The following is a 10994-nucleotide window of genomic DNA, read 5'->3' as shown; positions in this document are numbered from 1 at the left end:
TTCGAAACAAAAACAGCCGAAAACCTGTGTTTAGGTTTCGGCTGTTGGGGGAAAGGAATTTTGCAAAGGTCTCAGGCAGATGCTCCCTGATGATGCTGTTACAGGAACACATTACACCTGCAAACGATTAAACCTCCACGTTTCAGACGGCCTGCTGCATATTGTGCGCCATGTCCAGCGCGGCGCGGACGGCAGTCATCAGGCTGCCGGAATCGGCTTTGCCCGTGCCTGCCAAGTTCAAGGCCGTGCCATGATCGACAGAGGTGCGGATAAAGGGCAGGCCGAGGGTGATATTCACGCCTTCGCCGAAACCGGCATATTTGAGCACCGGCAGCCCTTGGTCGTGATACATGGCGAGGACGGCGTCGGCATCTTTGAGCAGGAAAGGTTGGAACACGGTATCGGCCGGATAGGGGCCGCGCGCGTCTATGCCTTCGGCCTGCAGGGCATGAAGCGCCGGAATAATGGTGTCAATTTCTTCGTGTCCCAAATGGCCGCCTTCGCCGGCGTGGGGGTTAAGGCCGGTAACGAGGATGACCGGTTTGGCTATGCCGAACTTATGGCGCAGGTCGTGTTCAAGAATGCGGACAACCGACTCGATTAAAGGCTTCGTGATGGCGGCGGAAATGTCTTTAAGTGGCAGATGAGTGGTGACCAATGCCACACGCAGGCCGCCGCCGGTCAACATCATGACGACTTGTTCGGTATGGCTTTTTTCGGCGAGGTATTCGGTATGACCGCTAAAAAAGCCGTTGCCTGCGTGGGCATCGTTGATGATGCCTTTATGCAGCGGCGCGGTAACCATACCGGCAAACAGGCCGTCTGAAATGCCCTGATACGCCGTATCCAGCAGCCGGAGGACATACGCGGCATTGGCAGGATTGAGTTCGCCTGCCCGACACTCGGCATCTAAAGGAATATGCAGGACTTCGAGTTCGCCCTTGGGCAACGGATCAGCCGCTTGGGCTTGGAAGTCGCGCAGGATGACGGATTTGCCGAGCTGTCCGGCCCTTTGCGCCAATAGGTTTTTGTCACACAAAACAACGGGGCGGCAAGGAAGATCGGCGAAAGCCAAATCGAGGCAGATGTCGGGGCCGATGCCGGCCGGTTCGCCGGAAGTGATGGCGAGAATGGGAGCAGTCATGGTGTTTCTCGGTACGGTTTACAGTATTTGGACAACGTCAGGCAAAATGCCTGCCCTACTTTTGCAGATTAACACAAATACAAAAAGGCCGTCTGAAAACAGTTTTTGCTTGGTCAAACTGTTTTCAGACGGCCTTGGCTGTTTACCGTTTTACACTTAAGAACGGCGGCCGATCATGCGGTATAAAACGTCGTGGCCTTGAAGGCGGTGGACGACGACCATGGCGATGTGGCCGGCGACAAGTGCGAAGAGCAGCCAGCCGAGTTTGCCGTGTGCCATATTGCCGAGGTTGGACATCCATTCAATTTTTTCAGGCGAACCCTGCATCACTTCGACACCGAATACTTTCAAAGGGCCGCGGCCGCCGCCGTATTGGCGGATCATGCCGATAACGGGAACGGCGAGCATGAAGACGTAAAGGGCAAGGTGGCCTGCTTTGGCGGCAAAGCTGTCGGCGGCAGGACGTTTGGACGCATTGAGCAAAGCCCAAACAACGCGCACAGCAATCACCAACAGCGTGATGAAACCGATGGATTTATGCACGCCGAAGAGCGATTTGACCCATTCTTCGCCATCATAGATGGTCCAAACGGTAATGGTGGAGAGGATGCCGATGAAACCGAGTACGGTCAGCCAGTGCAACACGCGCGCGACGGCATCGTAGGTTTGTGGACGTGTAGCGGTCATAATGTTTCCTTGTTTTTTGATTTGTTTGGTTTTTTGAATCGGCGGCATTGTAACAAAAATGCCCAACCAATTATGTTGCCTTTTTGAAGAGATTTCGTAAATGTTTGGAAAACTTGAAGAAACAGCGGTTTTATCCGTAAAGCTACACAGGCCGTCTGAAAACAAGGGCAGGAATACCACCTTCTATACCGAACTCGGGCTAAAATAGGCGTTTTTATTCTCGGGTACGCATCGATGCAGGTTTGGATTCGGCGGTTTGCGCTGTTGCTTCTGCCTTTGGGTTTCTTAGCGGTCATGGTGGCCGCGCCTTTGCTGTCACTGGCGTTTTACGACGGCGAAGGCGCTTGGGCGGAAGTGGTGGCTGATGACTATATGCGCCTGCGCTTGGGCTGGACGGTGGCGCAGGCAGTTTTGACCTGCGTTTTGGTCACGGCTTTGGGCGTGCCTGCGGCGTGGGTGCTAGCGCGGATGGACTTTGCCGGACGGCGCACGGTTTTACGCCTGCTGATGCTGCCTTTTGTGATGCCGACTTTGGTGGCGGGCATGGGCGTGCTGGCCTTGTTTGGCGCACACGGTATGCTGGTGGCAGGTTGGCAGGACACGCCGTGGCTGCTGATTTACGGCAATGTGTTTTTCAACCTGCCGGTTTTGGTGCGCTCGGCGTATCAGGGATTTGTGCGTGTGCCGCAGGCGCGGTTGCTGTCGGCGCAATCTTTGGGCGCGGACGCGTGGCGGCGGTTTGTCTGGGTCGAATGGCCGGTGGTGCGTGCGTGGGTTGCCGGTGGCGCGTGTCTGGTGTTTTTATATTGTTTTTCAGGCTTCGGACTGGCCTTGCTGCTCGGCGGCGAACGTTTTGCGACGGTGGAAGTGGAAATCTACCTGCTGGTGGCGTATGAGTTGGACATGGCGCGTGCATCGGTGTTGGTGTGGCTGGTGCTGGCGGTTACGGCGGCGGCAGGCGGTTTGTATGCGTATTGGAGCAGGCGCGTGGCTGTGGATAAGTCGGTCTCGCCTTTGCCTCCGTGTGCGCCGATATGGGCTTGGGAAAAATGGCTGACGGCAACGGTATTGGCCATGTTGGCAGTATGCTGCCTGCTGCCCTTGGCGGCGGTGTGGCTCAAGGCGGTATCGGCAGGCTCTTCTTGGGCAGTCTTGCTGGAAGCGCAAACGTGGGCGGCGGTGTGGAACACCGTCCGTTTCTCTGCGGCTGCCGTGGCGGCGGCGACGGTATTGGGCGTACTGTATGCGGCGGCGGCACGACAAATGGCGTGGTTGCGCGCGCTGATGTTTTTGCCGTTTATGGTGTCGCCCGTGTGCATCGCGTTCGGCGTTTTGCTGCTCTATCCGCAGTGGACGGCTTCGCTGTGGCTGCTGACGGCGACTTACGCGCTGTTGGCGTATCCGTTTGTAGCCAAAGACGTACTGGCCGCGTGGGACGGTTTGCCCAAAGATTACGCGGCGGCAGCGCGTACTATGGGCGCAAACGGTTTTCAGACGGCCTGTTATGTCACCGCGCCTTTATTGAAACCGGCTTTGCGGCGCGGCCTGACTTTGGCTTCGGCAACGTGTATCGGCGAATTTGCGGCCACATTGTTCCTGTCTCGCCCCGAATGGCAGACGCTGACCACTTTGATTTACGATTATCTCGGACGCGCCGGTGCGGACAATTACGGACGGGCGATGGTGTTGACGGCGGTATTGACCGCTTTGGCTTTGACGGCATTTTTGCTGGTGGACGAAGCGGAAGGGCAAAAGGCCGTCTGAACGTGGTCGGCTCAAATTCCCTTCACTTTCACTACACTATTGCCGCGCCTTGTATCGAAAATTGATTGAATCCGCTATATAATTTGTTTTTAACCGCACTCAACACGACCTATCATGACCGACTTAGAAACCAAACGCCTTGAAACCCAAGCCATGCTGGACAATGCCGACTTGCTGTTTGACCAAGAACAATGCCGCGCGGCCTTGCAAAAAGTTGCCGACGACATCACCCGCGACTTGGGCGACAAATATCCCCTGCTCTTGCCTGTGATGGGTGGCGCGGTGGTGTTTACAGGACAACTGCTGCCGCTGTTGCGCTTCCCTTTGGACTTTGACTACGTCCATGTTTCCCGCTACGGTGACAAACTCGCAGGCGGCGCGTTCAACTGGAAACGCATGCCCGACCCCGAGCAAATCAAAGGCCGTCATGTAGTCGTTTTGGACGACATTCTGGACGAAGGCCACACCATGGCCGCCATTCAGGAAAAACTGTTGGAAATGGGCGCGGCAAGCTGCCGTGCGGCCGTGTTTGCCAACAAGCTGATCGACAAAGAAAAACCGACCAAAGCCGATTATGTCGGTTTGGACGTACCCAACCGCTACGTCTTCGGTTACGGCATGGATGCCGCCGGCTGCTGGCGCAACCTCGGCGAAATCTACGCCTTAAACAATAAATAAAACAAAGGCCGTCTGAAAAATCTTCAGACGGCCTCAACCCCAATTCTAGGAACACATCATGATAGGTTTGTTAATCATTACACATGAAACCATAGGTGAAGCCTATCGCGGTTTGGCCGACCATTTCTTTCCCAACGGCTTCCCCGAAAATCTCCACATCCTCGGCGTACAGCCCGACGAGGATCAAAACGACATCATCAACAACGCCATCGCCGCATTGCAGGAATTTCCCGACAACCGCGGCGTGCTGATCATGACCGACATCTTCGGCGCAACCCCGTGCAACGCCGCACGCCGGCTGGTGCGCGAAAACAAATCCGCCATCCTGACCGGCCTCAACGCCCCGATGATGATTAAAGCCATCCAATACTCATCACAAGCCGAAAACCTCTCCGACTTCACCGAAACCGTCAAAGAAGCCGCCATCCGGGGCATTTTCGCCATTACATCCGCACCTGAAGACCTGGTGTGCAAAGAACACGGCTAAGGCCGTCTGAAAACATTCACTTTACGAACATTACATTTAGGGGACATCCATGCTCAAACAAGAAATCGAAATCATCAACAAACTCGGCCTGCACGCGCGCGCCTCCAGCAAATTCACCCAAACCGCCTCCCAATTCCAAAGCGAAGTCTGGGTCACCAAAAACGGTAACCGCGTCAACGGCAAAAGCATCATGGGCCTGATGATGCTGGCCGCCGCCAAAGGTACCGTGATTGAGCTGGAAACAGAAGGCGCAGACGAAGCCGCCGCCATGCAGGCGTTGACCGACCTCATCAACGACTACTTCGGTGAGGGCGAATAATGAGCATCGTCCTACACGGTGTAGCCGCGGGCAAAGGCATTGCCATCGGCCACGCCCACCTCATCACGCGCGGCACAACGGAAGTCCCCCAATACGACATTGATCCCGACAAACTCGATGCCGAAGTTGCCCGTTTTGACAACGCCATCAAAGCCACGCGCAAAGAACTGGAACAGCTGCGCGGCGCGATTCCCGAAAACGCCCCGACCGAATTGGGCGCGTTCATCTCCCTGCACCTGATGCTGCTGACCGACGTCACCCTCTCGCGCGAACCCATCGACATTTTGCGCGAGCAGAAAATCAACGCCGAATGGGCATTGAAACTGCAAAGCGACAAGCTTGCCGCCCAGTTCGACAGCATCGACGACGACTACCTGCGCGAACGCAAACAGGACATGCTCCAAGTCGTCCGCCGCATTCACAACAACCTTGTCGGCCAAAGCAACGAAATCAACCTCGCCGGCAACCTGTTTGACGATACCGTCCTCATCGCGCACGACCTCTCGCCTGCCGATACCGTATTGTTCAAAGAGCAGCACATTACCGCCTTCGTAACCGATGCCGGCGGCCCGACCAGCCACACCGCCATCTTGGGCCGCAGCCTCGACATCCCGTCCGTCATCGGCCTGCACAACGCCCGCAAACTCATTACCGAAAACGAAATCGTCATCGTCGATGGCATCAACGGCATCCTCATCATCGATCCCGACGAAGTCGTCCTCAACGAATACCGCCGCCTCGCCCGCGAATACCGCAGCCACAAGCGCGAACTCAACAAAATCAAAAAAACCGCCGCCACCACGGCCGACGGCATCAACATTGAGTTGCTCGCCAACATCGAATCCGCCGAAGACATCAAAGCCCTGCACAACTTCGGCGCAGACGGCGTCGGCCTGTTCCGCAGCGAATTCCTCTACCTCAACCGCGACAACATGCCGACCGAAGACGAACAATACGAAGTCTATGCCGGCATCGTCAAAAAACTCAAAGGCAAAAACATCACCATCCGCACTGTCGATTTGGGTGTCGATAAAAATCCGCGCTGGTTCGGCCAAAACAGCACGCCCAACGGCAGCCTCAACCCCGCGCTCGGCCTGACCGGCATCCGCCTGTGCCTCGCCGAGCCGGTCATGTTCCGCACCCAAATGCGCGCCATCCTCCGCGCCGCCGCCCACGGCCCTGTGCGTATGATGTGGCCGATGATTACATCCATTTCCGAAGTGCGCCAATGCCTTATCCATCTGGACACAGCCCAACGCCAACTGACCGAACGCGGCGAAACCTTCGGCCCGGTCAGCATCGGCTGCATGATTGAAATCCCGTCCGCCGCCATGACCGTCGGCAGCATCCTCAAGCTCGTCGACTTCGTTTCCATCGGCACCAACGACCTGATTCAATACCTCCTGTCGGTCGATCGCGGCGACGACAGCGTCAGCCACCTCTACCAACCCGGCCACCCTGCCGTCCTCAAAACGCTGCAACACATTATCCGCACCGCAAACCGCATGGAAAAAGGCGTGTCCATCTGCGGCGAAATGGCCGGCGATACCGTCTTCACCCGACTGTTGCTCGGCATGGGCCTGCGCCGCTTCTCCATGAACCCCAACAACCTGCTTTCGGTTAAAAACATCATCCTGCACAGCCACACCGGCCATCTCGAAAACGATGCCGCCAAAATCCTGCGCTGCGAAGACCCGGAAAAAGCCGAAAAACTGATTAAAATCCTCAACCAAAGCGAACAGGCGGAATCACAGGCCGTCTGAATCTCTAAAAAGGGCGTGTTTCGATACACGCCCTTTTTATTCGTCCCCATTTTGGGTTTACGCCCGACTCTCCCTCAAGCCCTCTTCTTCCCTATTTCGCCATTTCAAAAACCAACCTTTTTCACTTTTCCCAAACACTACTTACAGGCCGTCTGAAAAATATAGGGCGCAAGTGAAATAAAACTTTTATGCCTCCACCAAAGGCCGTCTGAACCCTGATTGCAAGGTTTCAGACGGCCTTGTTTTCAACCGAATACCTTTTATTTTTTTGCAATAAAAAACCCTTTACCGATCTATTCCAGCTACTGCCCACTATGGCTTTAGGTACCCCATATCATTCCTTTTTACTAGGTCTTCAGTACACCCAAGCCCTATATAAACACTATCCCTTCGTTTTAATGATGAAACTTTTTATTTCGAAATATGTCTATCCCTACATTCGCTTGAAAAAAGATTCAATACCTTGTAAATTTATAAAAAGATAGTAATTATCATCATATTTTAAAGGAATGATTCATGAGATTTACGCAACTTTCTGCTTTGATTGCCGCCGCCGCTTTATCAGTCGGCTCCGTATCCGCTTTTGCCAAACCCGTTCAGCTGACCGATATCCTCGGTCGTAAGGTAACTGTCGACCTGCCTGCCAAGCGCGTGGTGTTGGGCTTCTACTACCAAGACTACATGGCCATCGGCGGTAAAACCGCGCTGGACAACGTCGTTGGTTTCTCCAAAGCAGTTTGGGCTGACTGGGCGCCGCCAAGCTGGGCGGCATTCAGCAAAGCCGTGCCTAAACTGAATCAGCTGACCGACGTGGGCGAAGTGGAAGTCGGCACGTTCTCGATTGAGAAAGTATTGGCACTGAAACCCGATTTGCTGGTTTTGGCCGAATGGCAATACAAGGCTTTGGGTTCCGATCTCGACCGCATCAACAAGGCCGGCATCCCCATCGTCGTGTTGGACTACAACGCGCAAACAGTGGCCAAACACGTTCAATCGACCAAACTCATCGGTACATTGACCGGCCAGCAGCAAAAAGCCGACAAACTGGCGGCAGACTACAAACGCGTTGCCGACACCATCCAAGCGCGCGTGCAAAAAGCCAACCTGCCCAAGCCTAAAGTCTATATCGAGTTCGGCAACAAAGGCCCTGCCGAACACAGCGTTACCTTCGGCAAGAGCATGTGGGGTTCGATGGCGACACTGGTCGGCGGCAACAATATCGCCACTTCTTCGGTCGAATTCTACGGCCCGATCAATCCTGAAAAAGTCCTCGCCGCCAAACCCGACGTGATCGTGATTACCGGCCGCGAAACCGAATTGAAGAAAAACCCTGCCGCCATGGTGATGGGCTGGGGCATTCCAAAAGCCGAAGCGGAAAAACGCTTGGCAGGCTTTGCCAAACGCGCCGGCTGGGCCAACCTGCCTGCGATTAAAAACAACCGCCTCTATGCCGCCTACCACGCCAACTCGCGCACGCTGTCCGACAGCGCATCGATTCAGTTTATGGCCAAAGCGATTTATCCGCAGTTGTTTAAGGATTTCAACCCTGAGAAGACCTATATGGACTTCTACCGCCAAAACCTGCCTGTTGTACCAAATGGTACGTTCTACCTCTATCCGAAAGGACAGTAAGGTAATTTAGATTTTCAGACGGCCTTTTAAATCGGAAGGCCGTCTGAAATTTTTGCGGAAGAAAAAGGCAAACCTGTTTCTCCCCTTTCACAACACTCTTTTTTAAAGGTTTGAAACATGAATGATTCGGTTGTCGCCGAGATTGTGAAAAACCAGCGCAAGTTGGAAGGCAAGCGTTGGTTGATTGTGTTGATGTTTTTAGTCATCGCGGCGGTCAGTTTCCTATTCGACATCGCCACCGGCCCTGCGATGACGGACACGCTGCCCGTCGGCGAAGTGGTCAATGTTTTGCTGGGCAAACCCGAAGTCGATGAAATGAACCGCCTGATTGTGATGGATTTGCGCCTGCCGATTGCGGTGATGGCCTTGGTGGTCGGTGCGGCTTTGGGTGTCGGCGGAGCGGAGATTCAGACGCTCTTGAACAACCCGATGGCCAGCCCTTATACGCTGGGCTTGGCGGCGGCAGCGGGTTTGGGCGCGTCGGCGGTGATTGCGTTCGGCGGTTTCGGGCTGCCTGAAACGGTCGCCGTTCCCATCGGCGCGTTTGTGATGACCATGCTGGCTTCGGGCATCTTGTTTCTGTTTGCCTCAGCGCGCCGTTTCAACTCGGCGATGTTGGTGCTGGTGGGGATTGCGCTGTTGTTCCTGTTTCAGTCGATTTTGTCGCTGATTCAATTTATCGCCGCGCCTGAGATTTCGCAGCAGATTCTGTTTTGGCTGTTCGGCAGCCTGACCAAGGCGACTTGGGAAACAGTCATCGTTACGGCGGCGGTTACGGCGGTATGCGTGTTTCTGCTTTCGCGCGATGTGTGGAAGCTGACTGCGCTGCGCTTGGGCGAAGAACGCGCCGTCGGGCTGGGCATCAATCTGCAATTTTTGCGCCTGAAAACGCTGGTGTTGGTAGCGGTAATGACGGCGACGGCCATCAGTTTTGTCGGCGTGATCGGCTTTATCGGCTTGGTTGCGCCGCATGTGGCGCGGATTCTTTTGGGCGAAGACCAACGTTTCTTCCTGCCCGGCGCGATGCTGGCGGGGGCGGCGTTTTTGTCGGTAGCGAGCGTGTTGTCCAAGGTGATTATCCCGGGCGCGCTGTTTCCGGTGGGGATTGTTACGTCGTTTGTCGGCGTGCCGTTCTTCTTCTGGATTGTATTAACGAAACGATAGGCCGTCTGAAATGTTGAAACTTGAAAACGTACACATCCGGCGCGGCGATTATGTGGTCGCCGACAATATCGATTTGACGCTGGAACAAGGCAAAGTCTATTCCGTGCTCGGCCCCAACGGCACGGGCAAATCCTCGCTGATGAAAACGATTTTCGGCGAAGTGGCGCACAAAGGCACCATCCGCTACGGCGACGAAGTGTTGAGCAAAATCCACCTGCAAAGCTGGCGCAAACGCATAGGCTATATGCCGCAGGACACCGCCGCCGAAGCCTCGCTGACCGCGCTGGAAGTCGTGTTGCTCGGCCGTATGGACGCGCTGCACATGCACGTCGGCGACGAGCTGCTACACGAAGCCGCAAGTATCATGGCGGAGCTGGGCATCGGCCATCTGGCGCACCGCGACGTCATGCGGCTTTCCGGCGGACAGCGGCAGCTCGTCATGTTTGCCCAAGTTATGCTGCGCCGCCCCGAAATCCTGATGCTGGACGAACCGGTCAGCGCGCTGGATATGCACCACCAACTCAATCTTTTAGAACGCGTGGTGCAATACACGCACGAACACAATCTGGTTACGCTGATGGTCTTGCACGATTTGAGCCTCGCCGCGCAGTTTTCAGACGGCGTGATTCTACTCGGTGAAGGCAAAGTACAGGCGCAGGGCGCGCCGCAGGACGTGTTGCAGGCGGACATGATCGGCAGGCTGTATAAAGTGGACATCGAGCTTTTGTACGACAGCAAAGGCCTGCCCGTTATCCGCCCGATGCGGCAATCCTAGCTGGGAATCTGCCACCAAGAAACCAGCCCCAGCAATCATTTTATACTCTTCACAAAAAGGACTTTCCCATGAAAAAATCACTCTTCCTCCTGATGCTGACCGCTTCCCTCGGCGCATACGCCGCCAACCACGAAATCAAAATGCTCGACAACGGCAAAGACGGCAGCATGGTGTTCGAACCCGGCTACGTCAACGCCAAAGTCGGCGATACTGTTACCTTCAAAGCTACTAACAGCGGCCACTGGGTGCAAAGCAAAGCCCTGCCTGACGGCGTTGCCGACTTCCTCTCTGAAGACGGCAAAGACTTCACGCTCAAGCTCGACAAAGAAGGCGTGTATGTCTATACCTGCCCGCCGCACCGCATGATGAACATGAGCGGTGTGATTCAGGTCGGCAAACCGGTGAACAAAGCCAAAGCACAAGCCGTTGTCGATGAAATGGAAAACCGCGCCATGCAAAGCAAAGGCCGTCTGAAAAAATATATGGCGCAAGTGAAGTAAACGCGTTTATGCCTGCATTAAAGGCCGTCTGAAACCTTTCAGACGGCCTGTTTCCTTTGCGTAAAACACGCATCAAAGCTA

At 55.0% G+C, this 10994-nt stretch carries 11 protein-coding genes; 9 read left to right on the top strand and 2 right to left on the bottom strand.

The window, feature by feature from the left end:
- Positions 1–142 precede the first annotated feature (142 nt).
- The gene (gene pdxA / locus ACTHR7_RS06315) at positions 143–1144 is read right to left on the bottom strand and encodes a 4-hydroxythreonine-4-phosphate dehydrogenase PdxA (protein WP_440370529.1); all 1002 of its coding nucleotides are present in this window, start codon (positions 1142–1144) and stop codon (positions 143–145) included.
- A gap of 156 nt (positions 1145–1300) precedes the next feature.
- A complete protein-coding gene (locus ACTHR7_RS06310) occupies positions 1301–1831 on the bottom strand; it encodes a cytochrome b (RefSeq protein ID WP_254324309.1) in 531 nt (176 codons plus the stop codon).
- A gap of 234 nt (positions 1832–2065) precedes the next feature.
- Between ACTHR7_RS06310 and ACTHR7_RS06305 the strand changes: the two genes are divergently transcribed.
- The 9 genes from ACTHR7_RS06305 to ACTHR7_RS06265 all read left to right on the top strand — a co-directional run bounded on the left by ACTHR7_RS06305 (position 2066) and on the right by ACTHR7_RS06265 (position 10913).
- The gene (locus ACTHR7_RS06305; RefSeq protein ID WP_440370528.1) at positions 2066–3595 is read left to right on the top strand and encodes an ABC transporter permease; all 1530 of its coding nucleotides are present in this window, start codon (positions 2066–2068) and stop codon (positions 3593–3595) included.
- Between the two features lie 114 nt (positions 3596–3709).
- Positions 3710–4273, top strand: coding sequence for a hypoxanthine-guanine phosphoribosyltransferase (locus tag ACTHR7_RS06300; protein WP_003681752.1), 564 nt, complete (start codon positions 3710–3712; stop codon positions 4271–4273).
- A 58-nt stretch (positions 4274–4331) separates the two neighbouring features.
- Positions 4332–4760 carry a PTS sugar transporter subunit IIA gene (locus ACTHR7_RS06295; RefSeq protein WP_049344952.1) on the top strand — a complete coding sequence of 143 codons (429 nt, stop codon included), beginning with the start codon at positions 4332–4334 and terminating at the stop codon, positions 4758–4760.
- Positions 4761–4809: 49 nt separating this feature from the next.
- Positions 4810–5079 carry an HPr family phosphocarrier protein gene (locus ACTHR7_RS06290; RefSeq protein WP_003683718.1) on the top strand — a complete coding sequence of 90 codons (270 nt, stop codon included), beginning with the start codon at positions 4810–4812 and terminating at the stop codon, positions 5077–5079.
- Entirely contained in the window at positions 5079–6842 is a 1764-nt protein-coding gene (ptsP, locus tag ACTHR7_RS06285; protein ID WP_314458618.1) for a phosphoenolpyruvate--protein phosphotransferase, read from the top strand. Before ACTHR7_RS06290 ends, ptsP begins: the two co-directional genes overlap by 1 nt.
- 516 nt (positions 6843–7358) lie before the next feature.
- The gene (locus ACTHR7_RS06280) at positions 7359–8474 is read left to right on the top strand and encodes an ABC transporter substrate-binding protein (RefSeq protein ID WP_440370527.1); all 1116 of its coding nucleotides are present in this window, start codon (positions 7359–7361) and stop codon (positions 8472–8474) included.
- A gap of 117 nt (positions 8475–8591) precedes the next feature.
- Entirely contained in the window at positions 8592–9638 is a 1047-nt protein-coding gene (locus ACTHR7_RS06275) for a FecCD family ABC transporter permease (protein ID WP_049332949.1), read from the top strand.
- Positions 9639–9648: 10 nt separating this feature from the next.
- Positions 9649–10413 carry an ABC transporter ATP-binding protein gene (locus ACTHR7_RS06270; RefSeq protein WP_004519103.1) on the top strand — a complete coding sequence of 255 codons (765 nt, stop codon included), beginning with the start codon at positions 9649–9651 and terminating at the stop codon, positions 10411–10413.
- 68 nt (positions 10414–10481) lie between these two features.
- The gene (locus tag ACTHR7_RS06265; RefSeq protein ID WP_049349290.1) at positions 10482–10913 is read left to right on the top strand and encodes a plastocyanin/azurin family copper-binding protein; all 432 of its coding nucleotides are present in this window, start codon (positions 10482–10484) and stop codon (positions 10911–10913) included.
- Positions 10914–10994 lie beyond the last annotated feature (81 nt).

The organism is Neisseria sp. P0007.S010 (assembly GCF_051962875.1).
GTDB classification, from domain to species: domain Bacteria; phylum Pseudomonadota; class Gammaproteobacteria; order Burkholderiales; family Neisseriaceae; genus Neisseria; species Neisseria subflava_A.
Note: the sequence above shows the minus strand (reverse complement) of the source record. Positions and strands in the feature narration are given on the sequence as shown.